The sequence below is a fragment of the Streptomyces sp. SLBN-118 genome (assembly GCF_006715635.1).
Lineage (GTDB): Bacteria > Actinomycetota > Actinomycetes > Streptomycetales > Streptomycetaceae > Streptomyces.
The window spans coordinates 3,105,883-3,122,173 of the sequence record NZ_VFNP01000002.1 but is presented as its reverse complement, the minus strand read 5'-3'; the positions used below and the strand labels follow the sequence as shown (position 1 = coordinate 3,122,173).

Sequence of the window (16,291 nt, the reverse complement as noted above, 5' to 3'; positions counted from 1 at the left end):
GGAGATCCCGGAGAATATTGTGCGTATCCACCACTCGATGATCAGTCTTGTCGGCAATACCCCGCTGCTGAAGCTGAACAGCGTGACCGCAGGCATTCAGGCGACCGTCCTGGCCAAGGTCGAGTACTTCAACCCCGGCGGGTCGGTGAAGGACCGGATCGCGCTGCGCATGATCGAGGCGGCAGAGGAGAGCGGGGCGCTCCAGCCCGGCGGCACGATCGTGGAACCGACCAGCGGCAACACCGGTGTCGGCCTTGCGATCGTGGCCCAGCAGAAGGGCTACAAGTGCATCTTCGTCTGCCCGGACAAGGTGTCCACGGACAAGATCAATGTGCTCCGTGCGTACGGTGCCGAGGTCGTCGTGTGCCCCACGGCCGTCGACCCCGAGCACCCCGACTCGTACTACAACGTCTCCGACCGTCTGGTGCGCGAGACGCCCGGCGCCTGGAAGCCCGACCAGTACTCCAACCCGAACAACCCGCGCTCGCACTACGAGACCACCGGTCCCGAGCTGTGGGAGCAGACGGACGGGAAGATCACCCATTTCGTCGCGGGTGTCGGCACCGGCGGCACGATCTCTGGGACCGGCAAGTACCTCAAGGAGGTCAGCGGCGGCAAGGTCAAGATCATCGGCGCTGACCCGGAGGGCTCCGTGTACTCCGGCGGTTCCGGCCGTCCCTACCTCGTCGAGGGCGTCGGCGAGGACTTCTGGCCGACGGCGTACGACCCCAACGTGACCGACGACATCGTCGCCGTGTCCGACAAGGACTCCTTCCAGATGACGCGCCGTCTCGCCAAGGAGGAGGGCCTGCTCGTCGGCGGCTCCTGCGGCATGGCCGTGGTGGCGGCGCTGCGGGTGGCCGAGGGGCTCGGCCCCGACGACGTGGTCGTCGTACTGCTCCCGGACAGCGGCCGCGGCTACCTCTCCAAGATCTTCAACGACGAGTGGATGGCGGACTACGGCTTCCTGGAGGACTCCGGTCCGTCCGCGAGCGTCGCCGATGTGCTGCGCGACAAGGAGGGCGGCAAGATCCCCAGCCTGGTGCACATGCACCCGGAGGAGACGGTCGGCGAGGCGATCGAGGTGCTTCGCGAGTACGGCGTCTCCCAGATGCCGATCGTGAAGCCGGGCGCGGGTCACCCGGACGTGATGGCCGCCGAGGTCATCGGCTCCGTCGTCGAACGCGAGCTCCTGGACGCGCTGTTCACCCAGCGCGCCTCGCTCGGGGACCCCCTGGAGAAGCACATGAGCGCTCCGCTCCCGCAGGTCGGGTCGGGCGAGCCGGTCGGGGACCTGATGTCGGTGCTCGGTGTTGCGGACGCGGCGATTGTGCTGGTGGAGGGCAAGCCGACGGGTGTGGTGAGCCGTCAGGACCTGCTGTCATTCCTCGCCAAGAGCGGCAAGTAGCACTCTACGAACGCGGTTTCGCACAATCGGTACGCGCGCGACATGTAGGCGCAGCACCCGCTTAACGCGCGTCCTGCACAGTGGTGGATGTCGGCAAGGGAGACCGGGCAGGTGTCCCGGCCGGCACCCACAGCGGCGTCAAGGACTTCCGGAGCGGCTCCCGGACCTCCCAGGACGCCCTGGACGCGGAGACCGGCCCTGACCCGGCACCGCGTCCCACGCGGGGACCGCCGTCGTCCCGCCCCCCGGTTCGCCGGGGGTGCGGCGGTCCCCGCGCTCATTTCTCAGACCTGTATTTTTCAGTCCTGCCAGTCGGACTTGTCGCGCTCGCGCGCCCCCCTCGTCCACGGCCAACCCCGCGCCGCGTGCACCGCGTTCACGCCGACGATTCCGAACCAGGCCACGATCAGGCCCTCCAGGCCCGCGTTGACCACGGCGATCGCCGACAGCGGGATCGCCAGGATCAGCGCGACGATCGCGAAGCCGAAGCGTTCCCCGAAGTTCGACTCCGCGGACTGCGGCGAGCGGGTGCCGCGGGCGACCACCATCTGCTGCTCGGCGAGCTGGCGGCGCACACGCTTGTCCACCGTGCCGTCGAGCCGCTTCTCGACCTTCTCGAGAAACGATTCCACGAGCGCGGCGTCGTACTCTTCGCCCAGCTCACGGCGGGCGTGCAGGGTGGCGTCGAGCTCTTTTTTGAGTTCAGGGTCGCGGGATTCCATAACCCTTCACGCTACGGCCGGCCGACTGCCGAGTCAGTGGGGCCAGCCCCACTGTTTTCCCCTGGGCTACCTCCAGCGATCCCTGCGATACCTTGCCGGGTCTGCATATCGTCATGCAGAGTTGTCGGTGTCTGAATAGGACGTGATGTACGACCTGACGAAGGGGATGGCATGAGCGACAGCCCTGCCGCACGGCTGCAGGAGCTCTTCGAAGGCCACCGGCTCACCCCCACCCAGCGCAGGATCGCCCACAGCATGGTGCGCCGGGCCGCCGACGTCCCCTTCCTGTCCAGCGTGGAACTCGCCGAGGTCGCCGGGGTCAGCCAGCCGTCCGTCACCCGCTTCGCCGTCGCGCTCGGCTTCGACGGCTACCCGGCGCTGCGCAAGCACCTGCGGGAAGTCGCGCCGGCGGAGAGCGAGGCGGGCGCGAACGGGATCAACGAGTACCAGCAGGCGGTGCAGGCAGAGATCGAGAACCTGCGCCATCTCGCCCACCTGCTCGCCGACCTCTCCCCGGTCGAACGTGCCGGCCGTCTCCTCGCCGCCTCCCGTCCGCTGCCGGTGCTCGGCCTGCGCGCCGCGTCCTCGCAGGCCCGCGGCTTCGCGTACTTCGCGGCCAAGGTGCACCCCGACGTGCGCCTCCTCGACGAGGGCGGCACGATGCTCACGGACCGCATCGACGCGGCCCGCCTGGCGGGTGCGAGCGCCCTGCTGTGCTTCGCGCTGCCACGCCACCCGAGGGAGGTCGTGGATGCGCTGGCGCACGCGCGCTCGGCGGGCCTGAAGGTGGTGACCGTCGCCGACTCGGCCTTCGCGCCGGTCGCCGCCCACAGCGACCTGCTGATCCCGGCGGCGGTCGGCACGGGCCTGGCCTTCGACACGGCCTGCGCGCCGATGCTGCTGGGGAGGGTGCTGCTGGAGGCGATGTGCGACGACCTGTCGGACGCGCAGGCGCGGCTGGAGGAGTTCGACGCGAAGGCGGCGGCGAGAGGCCTGTTCGTGGAGTAGCGGGACCGGACGGAGGAGCTTCAGGGGAGGCTCCTCCGTCCGGCGAGCGGTCAGACCTCCAGTTCGGCCTCGATCTTCTTCAGCTGGTGCCGGGCCATGGCGAGATTCGCCCGGTCCTTGTCGAGTGCCAGGTAGAGGAACAGGCCGCTGGCGTTCCGGCCCTTCATCAGCCGGATCAGGTGGTACTGCGTGCCGAGCGTGATCAGGATGTCCTCGATGCCGTCCTTGAGCCCGAGCTGTTCCATGGTGCGCACCTTGGCGCGCACCACATCGGTGTTGCCCGCCGCCGCCACGGACAGGTCCAGATCCTTTCCGCCGCCGATGGTGCCGAGGGCCATTCCGCTGGTGTAGTCGACGAGCGCGGCGCCCAGGGCACCCTCGATGACAGTGGTGGCTTCCTTGAGGGCGCGTTCGGTGTTGGCCATGGGATGCGCACTTCCTTTCCGTCTGCTGGTTGATCGCGATGGTGTGTCGGTCATGGGTCAGGTGTTCTCCGGTCGGTCGAGGGCGCCGTCCACCAGCTCGCCGATACGGGCGCCGGAGCGTCGGGCCTCGAGGTGGAGCCGGCCGACGTTGATACGCGGCTCGGCCAGGAGGGTGAGGAGGGCCGAGGAACCCGCCGCATAGGTCGCGACGTATCCCCGCTCGCCCTGGACCAGCAGCTCGCGGAAGGCCCCTTGTCCGGTCGCCTCGGTGAGCCGCAGCGCTGCGCGCAGCGCTGCGGCGGTCAGCGAGGCGACGCTCTCCGCCTCCTCGGTGTCGGCCGCCAGCACGAGCCCTTCCGAGCTGGAGGCGAGTGCGCCGGTGAGCTGCGGTACGCGTATACGCAGGCGTTTCAGTTCGGCGAGCAGGTCGGCCTCGGCCCTCATGAGTGCTCTCCTCTCGGCGCGCAGCCTCATCGCGCGCCTCATGACGGTGGGAAAAGGACCAGGTGGACGGAGCGGTGCCTCACAGGGTTGCCTCCAGTGCGTCGCGCAGCCGTCGGAGCAGGGCGGAGTCCAGGACCGACGGGGACTCGGTGGCCTCGGCGGCGATGGCGGCGGTGGCAGCGGGCCGACTGGGCAGCGCCGACTTGTCGGGCGTCTCGATGAGCCCGTCGGCGGCCAGCCTCCGTACCTCGATGAGGGTGTTGAAGGCGGGACGCCCCAGTGCTCTGGCGATGGCGGCCGGGGTGCGTACGCCGTCGGCGAGTTCGAGCAGGGCCTGCCTGAGCGGGCTGACCGCCCGCGCCGTGGGGTGCGCGCGGCGCTCCACCGGAGCGGTGTCGACCGTGGGGTGGGGCCAGACGGAGTCCAGCAGCCGGCTTCGCCGCCTGGCCTCGCGTTCCACGACCTCGGTGGGCACCGGCCGCACCCTGCCGATCCAGTGGACGACCCCGTAGCGGAAGCGGGTCGGCCCGCCGGTCGGCGCGAGCGCGAAGAAGGCCGCGTCGAACAGCGCGCCCAGATGGCAGATCTCCAGCTTGCCCCCGGCCACCTGGCCGCTGTCGACGAGGAAGCGGGCGACCTCGCAGCGTGCGCCCGCCTGCGCGACCGCTTCCGCCCAGCTGTCGGGCTCCAGCAGGCCGCTCGCGGTGAGCAGGACGTCGAGTCCGGGCGCCCGGGGACTCTCGGCGTGCACGACCTGGCCGTCGGAGAGATAGAGGGCGCCGTGGTCGCGGACCAGCACGCCCGTGGCGCGTTCGTCGGCGAGTCTGAGGAGCATGGGGGACACGGCCGCTCTCATACGAGCACCAGCCCCTCGGCCAGATTCCGCAGCCGTATGCGGGCCAGGGCGAGATTGCCCTGGTCCCGGTCGAGCCACAGATGCAGGAACACCGTGGCGTCGAAGCCGGTCTCAACGAAATGCACCAGGTGGTAGGCGCTCTGAGTGGTGAGGATGAGGTCCTCGACCGAGGGGCCCCGCTCCGTGGCGTATTCGGTGGCCATCCTCGCCAGTTCGGCGGTCTCCGCGGCGGTGGCCTCGTGGTCGTCGCCGGCGGCCTCGCCGACAGCGCCGAGCGCGAGGCCGCTGATCCAGTCCACGAGGGACGCTCCGCGCGCGCCCGGCACTGTCATGGCCGCCAGCAGACACTCGTCGATTCCGGGCACGCCGACTCCCTTTCCCGCCACGGCGTTCCGCGCACTGTTGTGCGGCGGTGACGGGGAGACTACGCAACGTGGCCACGGCAGAGGGGAGTTGGGGCATTATCCGTTGGAACATGCCCCTGTCCCGGTAGGGTCCGGTGCTCAGGTGCGTGCTTGCCTGCGGCTCAGGAGCTGAGCAGTGCGTCCGGCTGCCCGCCGCCCGACTCGGTGACGATCTCGGCCGGGCTCTGCGGCGCCCGAACGGTCGCGAACCGCGTCGGCCCCTCGCCCTCCGCGCCGCTGGTGAAGCCGTAGATCCCGGGCCTCGGGAGGCTGTTGTAGCCGTAGTGGTTCGAGAAGTAGTACGCGCCCGTGTCCAGCGTCGCGATCACATCGCCCGGCTCCAGCAGCGGCACCGGACGGGCCTCGGCGAGCAGGTCTCCCGCGAAGCAGGCGGGCCCCGCGATGTTCTGCACGACGGCGGCACCGGTCTTGGGCCGGCCCTTGGCGTCGTACGCGGCGATGCGCAGCGGCCAGGAGGCCGGGTCGTAGACGGTACGGGTGGCGACCTGGACGCCCGCGTGGGTCACCGCGATGGGGCGCCCGCCCGCCGTCTTGGCGTACTCGACGCGGGCGAGGAGTGTGCCGTGCTTGGCGAGCAGGGAGCGGCCGAACTCGGTGACCAGGCCGTAGCGGCCGTCCAGCAGGCCCGGCACCTGCTCCTTCAGCAGCCGGGCGTACGCGGCGAAGGTCGGCGTCTGCTCGTCGGACGCGAAGTTGACGGGCAGGCCGCCGCCGATGTCGACGGTGTCGATCTGCTGCCGCCCGGCCGCGGTGTTGATCTCCTCGGCGAGCTCGTACACCGTGCCGATGGCCCGGGTCATGAGGGCCGTGGGCATGCCCTGCGAGCCGGAGTGGGTGTGCAGCCGGGTCAGCCAGGGGCGGTCGAGATACGCACGCACGACCCAGTCACGGGCGCCCTCGTCGCGCAGCGCGACACCGAATTTCGAGGTCGCCGTGGCCGTGGACAGGGCCTCGATCGCACCGCCGCCGATCTGAGGATTCACCCGCAGTCCGAGCGGGGAGCGGGTCGGCGATGCCCCGACGAGGGCGTCGATCCGCGCCAGCTCCTGCGGATTGTCGGCGTTGACGGCGATGCCCAGCTCCAGCGCCTCGCGCAGTTCGGCGGGGGTCTTGGCGGGGGAGTCGAGGACGGTGCGGTCGGGGCGTACGCCTGCCGCCCCGGCCAGCGCCAGCTCGCCCGGGCTCGCGACCTCCGCGCCGATGCCCTCGTCGCGCAGCAGGGCCAGGACGGGGACGAGAGGCGCGGCCTTCACGGCGAAGGCGTGCAGCACGGGCGCATCGGTGACCGCGGCGAAGGCGTCCCGCAGTGCGGTGGCGGACGCTCGGATGCCGGTCACGTCGAGAAGGGCCGCGACGGGCTGCTCCTCGCACAGAAGACCCTGCTCCACCGCTGCTCGTACGGCCTGATCCCGCCGGTCGAAAGCCATGTTTGCAAGCCAATCATCCGGGAGGCGGCGCCGCAGCTGTTGACTAAGACTATTCAGACCAGCAGGATGTGAATAGAATAGCCAACAGTGATGGTCGCACTCGCGAGGAGGCATTGCCATGTCAGGACCCCGCCCCGTACGGGCACCGCGCGGTACGGAACTGAGCGCCCTGGGATGGCAGCAGGAAGCCGCCCTCCGCATGCTCCAGAACAACCTCGACCCCGAGGTCGCCGAGCACCCCGACAAGCTCGTCGTCTACGGCGGCACGGGCAAGGCCGCCCGTGACTGGCGCTCCTTCGACGCGATGGTGCGCACGCTGCGGACGCTGAAGCAGGACGAGACGATGCTCGTCCAGTCCGGCCGTCCCGTCGGCGTGATGCAGACCCACGAGTGGGCGCCGCGCGTGCTCATCGCCAACTCCAACCTGGTCGGCGACTGGGCGAACTGGGAGGAGTTCCGGCGCCTGGAGGCCCTCGGCCTCACCATGTACGGCCAGATGACAGCCGGGTCCTGGATCTACATCGGCACGCAGGGCATCCTCCAGGGCACCTACGAGACCTTCGCCGCCGTCGCCGCGAAGAAGTTCGGCGGCACCCTCGCCGGGACGATCACGCTGACCGCCGGCCTCGGCGGCATGGGCGGCGCGCAGCCGCTCGCCGTGACCATGAACGACGGCGTCGCGATCTGCATCGACGTCGACCCGCGCGCGATCGAGCGCCGTATCGAGCACCGCTACCTGGACGTGCGCGCGGGCTCCCTGGAGCACGCGCTCCAGCTGGCCGTCGAGGCGCGTGACGCCCGCAAGCCGCTCTCCATCGGCCTCCTCGGCAATGCGGCGGAGCTGCTGCCGCGGATGCTCGCCGAAGGCGCGCCGATCGACATCGTGACCGACCAGACCTCGGCCCACGACCCGCTCTCGTACCTGCCGGTCGGCGTCGACTTCGACGACATGGCCTCCTATGCGGCGGAGAAGCCCGCGGACTTCACGCAGCGCGCACGAGAGTCGATGGCGCGCCACGTGGAGGCGATGGTCGGCTTCATGGACGCGGGCGCGGAGGTCTTCGACTACGGGAACTCGATCCGTGGCGAGGCACAACTGGCCGGTTATGACCGGGCGTTCGCCTTCCCCGGCTTTGTGCCCGCCTACATCCGGCCGCTGTTCTGCGAGGGCAAGGGCCCGTTCCGCTGGGCGGCGCTCTCGGGTGAGGCCTCGGACATCCACAAGACCGACAAGGCCATGCTGGAGCTGTTCCCCGAGAACGAGTCCCTGCACCGCTGGATCAAGATGGCCGGCGAAAGGGTCCACTTCCAGGGCCTTCCGGCGCGAATCTGCTGGCTCGGCTACGGCGAGCGGGACCGCGCCGGTGAGCGCTTCAACGACATGGTGGCGTCCGGCGAACTGGCGGCCCCGCTGGCGATCGGCCGCGACCACCTGGACTGCGGCTCGGTGGCGTCCCCGTACCGCGAGACCGAGGCGATGCTGGACGGATCCGACGCGATCGCGGACTGGCCGCTGCTGAACGCCATGGTGAACGTGGCGTCCGGTGCGTCGTGGGTCTCCATCCACCACGGCGGCGGCGTCGGTATGGGCCGCTCGATCCACGCGGGCCAGGTCTCGGTGGCGGACGGCACGAAGCTGGCGGGCGAGAAGATCCGCCGGGTTCTGACGAACGACCCGGGGATGGGTGTCATCCGGCATGTCGACGCGGGGTACGACATCGCGGAGAACGTCGCCGACGAGCGTGGGGTCCGCGTGCCGATGCGGGAGGGCGGGCCGGCGTGACCGAGGAGACGTCCCGTGACCGTGGCTCCGCCCCGAAGCCCGGTCCGAACAGCCCGTCCGCGCCGGGCGGCGACGCCCCGGCGGGGGCGGACCTTTCGCCGGGGGAAAGCTCGTTCCACGAGATGTGGCGCGACCTCGCGGGCATCGGGCGCGACGCCACCACCCGCGGCTACCGCCGCTACGCCTGGACCGCCGCCGACACCGACTGCCGTGCCTGGTTCCGGGCGCAGGCCGAATCCCGCGGTCTCGCCCACGAAGTCGACCGCAACGGCAACCAGTGGGCCTGGCTGGGCGATCCCACCGCCGGCGACGCCGTCGTCACCGGGTCGCACCTCGACTCCGTTCCCGACGGCGGCGCCTTCGACGGTCCCCTCGGCGTTGTCTCCTCCTTCGCCGCGCTCGACGAACTGCGTGGCAGGGGCGCGGAGTTCACGCGCCCCCTCGCCATCACGAACTTCGGTGACGAAGAGGGCGCCCGCTTCGGGCTCGCCTGCGTCGGCTCCCGGCTCGCCTCCGGGCAGCTGACACCCGAGGCCGCCCACCGACTGCGGGACGGCGAGGGCATCACCCTGCCGCAGGCCATGGAGGCGGCCGGCTATGACCCCTCCGCCATCGGTCCCGACCCCGAACGCCTCTCCCGCATCGGCGCGTTCGTCGAGCTCCACGTCGAGCAGGGCCGGGCGCTCGACCTGTCCGGCGACCGGGTCGGCATCGCGTCCGCGATCTGGCCGCACGGCCGCTGGCGGTTCGACTTCCACGGCGAGGCCAACCATGCCGGGACGACGCGCCTCGTCGACCGCCGCGACCCGATGCTGACGTACGCGGAGACCGTGCTCGCCGCCCGCCGCGAGGCCGAACTCGCGGGCGCGGTCGCCACCTTCGGCAAGATCTCGGTCGAGCCGAACGGCGTCAACGCGATCCCCTCCCTCGTCCGCGGCTGGCTGGACTCGCGCGCCGCCGACCAGTCCACGCTGGACACGGTCGTCGCCGTGATCGAACAGGCCGCAAGGGAACGGGCCGAGCGGGACGGCGTCGACCTGACGGTCGTACGGGAGTCCTTCACCCCCGTGATCGAGTTCGAGCACGCCCTGCGCGACGAGATGAACAAGATCCTCGGCGGTGCGATCCCCGTGCTCGGCACCGGCGCGGGCCATGATGCGGGTATTTTGTCCGGATCGATCCCGACGGCCATGCTGTTCGTACGCAACCCCACCGGCGTCTCGCACTCCCCGGCGGAGTTCGCCGCCGAGGACGACTGCGTGGCCGGTGTGCTCGCACTCGCCGACGTACTGGAGGGCCTGGCGTGCAGGTGACGTACTGGGCGGAACACGCCCGGCTGGAGACGGGTGTCGAGCCGGGAGTCGCGCTGACTGTGTCCGTGAGCGGCTCCGCCGCGGGGTCGGACGGCCGGATCGCGGCCGTACGTACGGGCGTCGACGCGCCCCCGCAGGGCGCGACGGTGCTGCGGGGACTGACGATCCCCGGCCTGGCGAACGCGCACTCGCACGCCTTCCACCGGGCCCTGCGGGGGACCGTGCAGGTGGGCTCCGGGACCTTCTGGACCTGGCGCGAGGTCATGTACCAGGTGGCGTCCCGGCTGACACCCGAGTCGTACTTCTCGCTCGCCAGAGCCGTGTACGCGGAGATGGCGCTGGCGGGGATCACGGCGGTGGGGGAGTTCCACTACCTGCACCACGCGCCCGGGGGAGCCGCGTACGCCGACCCCAACGCGATGGGCGAGGCGCTGATCGCGGCGGCGGCGGACGCGGGCATCCGGATCACGCTGCTGGACACGGCGTATCTGTCAGCCGGCTTCGGCGAGGCACCCAACCAGCACCAGCTGCGCTTCAGTGACGGCACGGCGGATGCGTGGGCCGAGCGTGCCTCAGCCCTCAAGGACAGCGAACACGCGCTGATCGGGGCGGCGATCCACTCCGTACGGGCCGTCCCCGCGGACCAGCTGTCGACCGTCGCGCAATGGGCGTCGTCCAGGAACGCGCCCCTTCACGTCCACCTCTCCGAGCAGACGGCCGAGAACGACGCGTGCCGGGCGGCCCACGGCCGCACGCCCACGCGCCTGCTCGCGGACCACGGCGTACTGGGCCCGCGTACGACCGGCGTCCACAACACGCACCTGACGGACGAGGACATCGCGCTCCTCGGCGGTACGACGACGGGCACGTGCATGTGCCCGACGACGGAACGCGACCTCGCGGACGGCATCGGCCCCGCGGCCGCGCTTCAGCGGGCGGGTTCGCCGCTCTCGCTGGGCAGCGACAGCCACGCGGTCATCGACCTCCTCGAAGAGGCCCGCGCGATGGAACTCGACGAACGCCTGCGCACGCGGACCCGCGGCCACTGGACGGCGGCGGCCCTGCTCCGCGCGGCCACCTCGGACGGCCACACCGCGCTCGGCCGCCCGGACGCGGGCCGCATCGAGCCCGGCGCGCTCGCGGACTTCACGACGGTGGCGCTGGACACGGTCCGCACGACGGGTCCGGTTCCGCGGCTCGCGGCGGAGGCGGTGGTGTTCGCGGGGACGGCGGCGGATGTGAGGCATACGGTTGTGGGTGGCCGTCATGTGGTCCGGGACGGCGCGCATGCCCTTGTCCCGGACGTCCCGGGGGCCCTGGCTTCGTCGATAGCGGCGCTGCGCGGCTGAGCCCCCACCCCGCCCCTTCCCGTAACTGGGGCTCCGCCCCAGACCCCGCGCCTCAAACGCAGGCGGGGCTGATTTTCCGCCGGTCGGCCTGAGGGTTCAGGCCGACCGGCGGAAAATCAAGCCCGTCCGGCGATTGAGGACACGGCCGAAGGCCGTACGGGGTCTGGGGGCTTGCCCCCAGTTACGGGAAGGGGCGGGTAGGGGGAAGCCCGCCGCAGGCGCCCCGCACCCACCGCCCCCGCCCCCCTCGGAGTGACCCCATGACCACCACCCTCGTCACCAACATCGCCTCCCTCGTCACCAACGACCCCGCGATCGGCGACCACACCCCCCTCGGCCTCCTCCCCGACGCCGCCCTCGTCATCGACGGCACCCGCATCGCCTGGGTGGGGCCCGCCGCGGACGCGCCCGCCGCCGATCAGGCCGTCGACGCCCACGGACGCGCCGTGATTCCCGGGTTCGTCGACTCGCACTCGCATCTCGTTTTCGCGGGTGACCGGACCCAGGAGTTCAACGCCCGGATGTCCGGCCGTGCCTACTCCGCCGGCGGCATCCGTACCACCGTCGCCGCGACGCGCGCCGCCAGTGACGAGGAGCTGAGCGCCAACGTCGCGAAGTACCTGGCGGAGGCCCTCCGGCAGGGCACGACCACGTTCGAGACCAAGTCCGGTTACGGGCTCACCGTCGAGGACGAGGCCCGCTCCCTGCGGATCGCCGCGCAGCACACCGACGAGGTCACCTATCTCGGCGCGCATATCGTCCCGCCCGACTACGCCGACGACCCGGCGGCCTACGTCGCCCTGGTCACCGGCGAGATGCTCGACGCCTGTGCCCCGTACGCCCGTTGGGTCGATGTCTTCTGCGAGAAGGGCGCCTTCGACGGCGACCAGGCCCGCGCGATCCTCACGGCGGGCAGGGCGAAGGGCCTGCACCCGCGCGTCCACGCCAACCAGCTGGGTTACGGCCCCGGTGTCCAGCTCGCTGTCGAGTTGGACGCCGCCAGCGCCGACCACTGCACCCACCTCACGGACGCGGACGTCGACGCTCTCGCCAACAGCGCGACCGTCGCCACGCTCCTGCCCGGCGCGGAGTTCTCGACGCGCGCCGAGTGGCCCGACGCCCGCCGTCTTCTGGACGCGGGTGTGACGGTGGCGCTGTCGACGGACTGCAACCCGGGCTCGTCCTTCACCTCCTCCGTCCCGTTCTGTATCGCCCTGGCCGTACGGGACATGGGGATGACCCCGGACGAGGCGGTCTGGTCGGCGACGGCGGGCGGCGCGGCTGCCCTGCGGCGTACGGACGTCGGCCGCATCACGCCCGGGGCCCGCGCGGACCTCGTGTTCCTGAACGCGCCGAGCCATGTGCATCTGGCCTACCGGCCGGGCGTGCCGCTCGTCTCGGACGTGTGGCGTCAGGGCAAGAGGTGCCTGTAGGTGCCCGGGTGCTCCTGGAGGAAGTCGGCGAAGGAGCGCGCCGGGTGGCCGGTCAGCCTCCGTACCGCGTTGGAGACCGCGGACATCTCGCCCGTCGCGATCGCCTCGTAGGAGGAGACCCAGCCCGCCACTTCCCACGGCTCGGCGCCGTACCCGGCCCGTGACGCGTAGGCCTCCTCGCGCGTCTCGGGCACATAGGTGACCGTGCGTCCGCTGAATCTGCTCAGCTCGGCGGCGACCTCGTCGAGCGAGAGTGCGTGGGGCCCGGTGATGTCGTACGTCGCCCCGTCGTGGCCGTGGCCAAGCAGCACGGCGGCGGCCGCGTCCGCGACGTCGTCGTGTGCGACGGCCGAGACCTGCCCGTTGCCCGCCGGTCCGCGGATCACCCCGTCGGCTCCGGCCAGCGCGGGCAGGGCGGCGCAGTAGAGGCTGTCGCGCAGGAAGGTGTACGCGAGTCCGGTCGCGCGGATGTGCTCCTCCGTGTGCCAGTGGTCGCGGGCGAAGGTGAACGTCGCGTCCGCGGCGGCCCCGGTGAAGGACACGTACACGATCCGCTCGACACCCGCTGCCACGGCCGCGTCGACGGCGGTGGTGTGCTCCCGCACGCGGTCGGCGCTCTCGCGCGCAGAGACGAGGAACAGCGTCTGGGAGCCGTCGCAGGCCTGCCGCATCGCCTCACTGTCCCCGTACGCGGCGTGCGGTGCGACGGTGGTCCCGACGATCGGCGGCACCCGCGCCGGATCCCGTACGAGCAGCCGGGGCGCCGCTCCCTGCTCGGCGAGCCGGTGGGCGACCCGGCTGCCGAGGTGGCCGCTGGCGCCGGTGACCGCGATGACTGGAGGCATGCGAGCGTCCTCTCGTACTGCCCGGCCGGGCAGGCCCGAGTCGTGGATACCGCCGCGCCCGCGGTTGTTACCCGGGATCCGTCCCCGGGACCGAGGCTAACGCTCGGGCTGCGGCGGCAGTGGCTGCGGGTTCAGCGCCGCGCCTTCCTCCCTCGCCGCCCGGGCGTTGAGGATCAGGACCACGCTCGCCGCCAGCACCCACGCCGCCAGCAGAATCGGTGTCAGCCACGCGCTCCACGGGCCCGCCAGCGACAGCACCGCCACCACGAGGCCGGCCCAGCCGAGCCATGCCGGGATCGCGTGGGTCTCCTGGGCAGCGCGCCAGACCGCGAACAGCATCACCGCCGCACCCACCATCGACGCGATGATCGCGCCGTAGGCCGTATTCAGGAGCAGGATCGCGATGAGCGAGGTCTCCGGCAGCACGGGGAACACGTCGGTGTTGCGCACCGTGATCGCGAAAATATTTCCGGCGAGGGCGCCGACCAGCAGGAACGCCGTGAAGACCGTGCCGCCCACCATCACCAGATGCGAGCGGTTCCCGGCCAGCCTCGACAGCGCGACCAGGAAGAACAGGAACAGCAGGCCTGCCGCGAGCAGGATCAGTGCCAGGGCTTCCGACTGGTCCTGGTTGTCCTCGTTCAGATACCAGAGCACAACTCTCCTGAGTGCGCCCGTCCCCGTGACGTCGGGGGTCATCGACCACAGCACATACCCGGCGATCAGCAGGGCTCCCGCCCCCAGACCGGCGATCCCGGGCCACAGGTCTCTGTGCTGGGCGGGCTGGACGGGTTCTGCGATCTGCGACGACGCCATCATGTTGCCTCCCAGGGGAGCCCGAGAAGGGTTATTTGCCTCATTTTCTCACTCATGGCCGAGTCGGCACGGCGTGGCACAGTGGACCGATGAAGACCATCGGGCTGATCGGCGGCATGAGCTGGGAATCCAGCGCGGAGTACTACCGGCTGCTCAATGAGCTCGTACGCGAGCGTCTCGGCGGGCTGCACTCGGCCAAATGTGTCCTCCATTCCGTCGACTTCGCCGAGATCGAGGAGCTCCAGGTCGCGGGTGACTGGGACCGCGCCGGTGAAATCCTCGCGGAAGCCGCCCGCGGGCTCCGGGCCGCCGGCGCGGATCTGCTGCTGATCTGCACGAACACCATGCACAAGGTGGCGGGCCAGGTGGAGGCCGCCGTCTCCGTACCGCTGCTGCATCTCGCGGACGCCACCGCGGATGCCGTACGGGCGCAGGGGATCGGGCGCGTGGGGCTGCTCGGGACCGCGTTCACCATGGAGCAGGACTTCTACCGCGACCGGCTCGCCTCACACGGGCTCGATGTGCTCACGCCGGACGCCGAGGGGCGTGCGCTGGTGCACCGGGTGATTTACGACGAGCTGTGTCTCGGTGTCGTACGGGAGGAGTCCCGCGCCGCCTACCAGGACGTCATCGCACAGCTCGTCGCGGCCGGGGCGGAAGGCGTCGTGCTCGGGTGCACCGAGATCGAGTTGCTGATCGGGCAGAAGGACAGCCCCGTGCCGGTCTTCCCGACGACCCGCCTGCATGTCGAGGCGGCGGTGGACGCCGCCCTGGGCGGGCGCTGACGCTGCCCGCCCAGAACAGTCGCAGAACAGCCGGGTCAAACCCGCGGGCGTACCGGCAGTTCCTGCACGCTGTTGCCCACAAAGCTCGCGTGCCGCGGCAGTTCCGGCTCCGGGACCGCCAGGCCCAGCCCGGGGAAGCGCGTGAACAGCCGCTCCAGCGCGATCGTCGCCTCCATCCGCGCCAGCGGTGAGCCCAGGCAGTAGTGCGGCCCGTGGCCCAGCGACAGATGCCGGGCGCCGCCGCTTCTGGTGATGTCGAAGCGGTCCGCGTCCGGGCCGTGCGCCGAGGTGTCGCGGCCGGCGGCGGAGTAACCGGCAAGCACCGGCGTGCCCTTGGGGATCACCGTGCCGTCCAGCGTGAGGTCCCGTGTCGGGTAGCGGAACGGGAAGAAGCTGACCGGGCTGTCCCAGCGCAGTGTCTCCTCGACCACGTCCGACCAGGTTGCCTTGCCGGACTGCACGAGCTCCAACTGGTCCCGGTGCGCGCACAGGGCGCGCACCGCGTTGGTGATGAGGTTCAGCGTCGTCTCGTGCCCGGCGATGATCATCAGCAGCAGGGTGCCGATGAGCTCGTGCTGGCTGAGCCGGTCTCCGTCCTCGTCGCGGGCCGCGATCAGCGCGCTGGTCAGATCGTCGCCGGGGCTCTGCATACGGGTCGCGGCGACCGTCCCGAGCACGGCCACCAGCTCGCGGTTCGCGGCCACCGCCTCCTCGGGCCCGATGGAAGTGCTCACCACCTGGTTCGACAGATGGTGCAGCCGGTCCTGGTGCTCGGCGTCGACCCCCAGGAGTTCGCAGATCACGCCCATCGGCAGCGGCATCGCGAAGTGCCTGCGCAGGTCGGCGACGCCGTCACCCGCCCGTGCCGCCTCGTCCAGGCCGTCGAGAAGTTGCGCCGTCACCGTCTCGATCCGGGGGCGCAGTTCCTCGACCCGGCGCGCCGTGAACGCCTTGCTCACCAGCGAACGCAGCCGCCGGTGGTCCGCGTCGTCGGCGGTCGTCATGCCCTGCACGGTCGCGAAGGTCTTCAGCGGCCAGCCGTCGGGTATCTCGCCCTCGCACAGCGCGGTGAAGTGCCCCGCCCCCTTGGCGACATCGGGGTGGGCGAGGAACTCCTTGAGCGCGTCGTGGCCGAGCACCGCCATGCCCGGTACATCACCGGGGAGCACGACGGACGCGACCGCGCCCCGGGCGAGGAGGCGGGCATTGTCCGCGTGCGGGCAGCCGCCGGCCGGGTCCATCCGGTGCGGGG

The 16,291-nt window shown here is 71.2% G+C and carries 16 protein-coding genes; 7 read left to right on the top strand and 9 right to left on the bottom strand.

What is annotated here, in order from left to right:
* Positions 1-19: 19 nt before the first annotated feature.
* Complete coding sequence (locus FBY35_RS32630; RefSeq protein WP_142217523.1) at positions 20-1,408, top strand: cystathionine beta-synthase; 1,389 nt, start codon at positions 20-22, stop codon at positions 1,406-1,408.
* A 299-nt stretch (positions 1,409-1,707) separates the two neighbouring features.
* Here FBY35_RS32630 and FBY35_RS32625 read toward each other — a convergent pair whose 3' ends face one another.
* Positions 1,708-2,130, bottom strand: coding sequence for a hypothetical protein (locus FBY35_RS32625; RefSeq protein ID WP_142217522.1), 423 nt, complete (start codon positions 2,128-2,130; stop codon positions 1,708-1,710).
* Positions 2,131-2,301: 171 nt separating this feature from the next.
* Between FBY35_RS32625 and FBY35_RS32620 the strand changes: the two genes are divergently transcribed.
* Entirely contained in the window at positions 2,302-3,138 is an 837-nt protein-coding gene (locus FBY35_RS32620; RefSeq protein ID WP_142217521.1) for a MurR/RpiR family transcriptional regulator, read from the top strand.
* A gap of 50 nt (positions 3,139-3,188) precedes the next feature.
* On the opposite strand, the gene FBY35_RS32615 is transcribed toward FBY35_RS32620, so the two are convergent.
* The 5 genes from FBY35_RS32615 to FBY35_RS32595 form a co-directional block, all read right to left on the bottom strand.
* Positions 3,189-3,563 (bottom strand): hypothetical protein, encoded by a 375-nt coding sequence (locus FBY35_RS32615; RefSeq protein ID WP_142217520.1) that lies wholly within the window; start codon positions 3,561-3,563, stop codon positions 3,189-3,191.
* Positions 3,564-3,620: 57 nt separating this feature from the next.
* Complete coding sequence (locus FBY35_RS32610; protein WP_260848888.1) at positions 3,621-4,007, bottom strand: roadblock/LC7 domain-containing protein; 387 nt, start codon at positions 4,005-4,007, stop codon at positions 3,621-3,623.
* Between the two features lie 79 nt (positions 4,008-4,086).
* Positions 4,087-4,842 carry a transcriptional regulator gene (locus FBY35_RS32605; RefSeq protein ID WP_260848977.1) on the bottom strand — a complete coding sequence of 252 codons (756 nt, stop codon included), beginning with the start codon at positions 4,840-4,842 and terminating at the stop codon, positions 4,087-4,089.
* Positions 4,843-4,859: 17 nt separating this feature from the next.
* A complete protein-coding gene (locus FBY35_RS32600; RefSeq protein ID WP_142217517.1) occupies positions 4,860-5,228 on the bottom strand; it encodes a hypothetical protein in 369 nt (122 codons plus the stop codon).
* A gap of 161 nt (positions 5,229-5,389) precedes the next feature.
* Positions 5,390-6,715, bottom strand: coding sequence for a diaminopimelate decarboxylase (locus FBY35_RS32595; protein ID WP_142217516.1), 1,326 nt, complete (start codon positions 6,713-6,715; stop codon positions 5,390-5,392).
* Positions 6,716-6,833: 118 nt separating this feature from the next.
* Between FBY35_RS32595 and hutU the strand changes: the two genes are divergently transcribed.
* The 4 genes from hutU to hutI all read left to right on the top strand — a co-directional run bounded on the left by hutU (position 6,834) and on the right by hutI (position 12,593).
* Positions 6,834-8,498, top strand: coding sequence for a urocanate hydratase (hutU, locus tag FBY35_RS32590; protein ID WP_142217515.1), 1,665 nt, complete (start codon positions 6,834-6,836; stop codon positions 8,496-8,498).
* A gap of 122 nt (positions 8,499-8,620) precedes the next feature.
* Entirely contained in the window at positions 8,621-9,811 is a 1,191-nt protein-coding gene (locus FBY35_RS32580) for an allantoate amidohydrolase (protein WP_142217513.1), read from the top strand.
* Positions 9,802-11,160, top strand: a complete 1,359-nt coding sequence (locus tag FBY35_RS32575) for a formimidoylglutamate deiminase (protein WP_142217512.1) — start codon at positions 9,802-9,804, stop codon at positions 11,158-11,160. Before FBY35_RS32580 ends, FBY35_RS32575 begins: the two co-directional genes overlap by 10 nt.
* Before the next feature lie 260 nt (positions 11,161-11,420).
* Positions 11,421-12,593 carry an imidazolonepropionase gene (gene hutI, locus FBY35_RS32570; protein WP_142217511.1) on the top strand — a complete coding sequence of 391 codons (1,173 nt, stop codon included), beginning with the start codon at positions 11,421-11,423 and terminating at the stop codon, positions 12,591-12,593.
* Here the strand turns inward: hutI and FBY35_RS32565 are convergent.
* On the bottom strand, positions 12,572-13,438 hold the full coding sequence (locus tag FBY35_RS32565; RefSeq protein WP_142217510.1) for an NmrA family NAD(P)-binding protein: 867 nt from the start codon (positions 13,436-13,438) through the stop codon (positions 12,572-12,574). The two genes, hutI and FBY35_RS32565, sit on opposite strands and share 22 nt — an antisense overlap.
* A 96-nt stretch (positions 13,439-13,534) precedes the next feature.
* A complete protein-coding gene (locus FBY35_RS32560; protein ID WP_142217509.1) occupies positions 13,535-14,257 on the bottom strand; it encodes a hypothetical protein in 723 nt (240 codons plus the stop codon).
* A gap of 86 nt (positions 14,258-14,343) precedes the next feature.
* Between FBY35_RS32560 and FBY35_RS32555 the strand changes: the two genes are divergently transcribed.
* A complete protein-coding gene (locus tag FBY35_RS32555) occupies positions 14,344-15,039 on the top strand; it encodes an aspartate/glutamate racemase family protein (protein ID WP_142217508.1) in 696 nt (231 codons plus the stop codon).
* Positions 15,040-15,074: 35 nt separating this feature from the next.
* On the opposite strand, the gene FBY35_RS32550 is transcribed toward FBY35_RS32555, so the two are convergent.
* Entirely contained in the window at positions 15,075-16,280 is a 1,206-nt protein-coding gene (locus FBY35_RS32550) for a cytochrome P450 (protein ID WP_142218291.1), read from the bottom strand.
* Between the last annotated feature and the right edge of the window lie 11 nt (positions 16,281-16,291).

Coding starts and splice junctions, on each gene's coding strand:
- hutI (WP_142217511.1), top strand. CDS start 11,421: ATGACCACCACCCTCGTCACCAACATCGCCTCCCTCGTCACCAACGAC.
- FBY35_RS32565 (WP_142217510.1), bottom strand. CDS start 13,438: ATGCCTCCAGTCATCGCGGTCACCGGCGCCAGCGGCCACCTCGGCAGC.
- hutU (WP_142217515.1), top strand. CDS start 6,834: ATGTCAGGACCCCGCCCCGTACGGGCACCGCGCGGTACGGAACTGAGC.
- FBY35_RS32595 (WP_142217516.1), bottom strand. CDS start 6,715: ATGGCTTTCGACCGGCGGGATCAGGCCGTACGAGCAGCGGTGGAGCAG.
- FBY35_RS32550 (WP_142218291.1), bottom strand. CDS start 16,280: ATGGACCCGGCCGGCGGCTGCCCGCACGCGGACAATGCCCGCCTCCTC.
- FBY35_RS32620 (WP_142217521.1), top strand. CDS start 2,302: ATGAGCGACAGCCCTGCCGCACGGCTGCAGGAGCTCTTCGAAGGCCAC.
- FBY35_RS32605 (WP_260848977.1), bottom strand. CDS start 4,842: ATGCTCCTCAGACTCGCCGACGAACGCGCCACGGGCGTGCTGGTCCGC.
- FBY35_RS32625 (WP_142217522.1), bottom strand. CDS start 2,130: ATGGAATCCCGCGACCCTGAACTCAAAAAAGAGCTCGACGCCACCCTG.
- FBY35_RS32615 (WP_142217520.1), bottom strand. CDS start 3,563: ATGGCCAACACCGAACGCGCCCTCAAGGAAGCCACCACTGTCATCGAG.
- FBY35_RS32555 (WP_142217508.1), top strand. CDS start 14,344: ATGAAGACCATCGGGCTGATCGGCGGCATGAGCTGGGAATCCAGCGCG.
- FBY35_RS32560 (WP_142217509.1), bottom strand. CDS start 14,257: ATGATGGCGTCGTCGCAGATCGCAGAACCCGTCCAGCCCGCCCAGCAC.
- FBY35_RS32610 (WP_260848888.1), bottom strand. CDS start 4,007: ATGAGGGCCGAGGCCGACCTGCTCGCCGAACTGAAACGCCTGCGTATA.
- FBY35_RS32580 (WP_142217513.1), top strand. CDS start 8,621: ATGTGGCGCGACCTCGCGGGCATCGGGCGCGACGCCACCACCCGCGGC.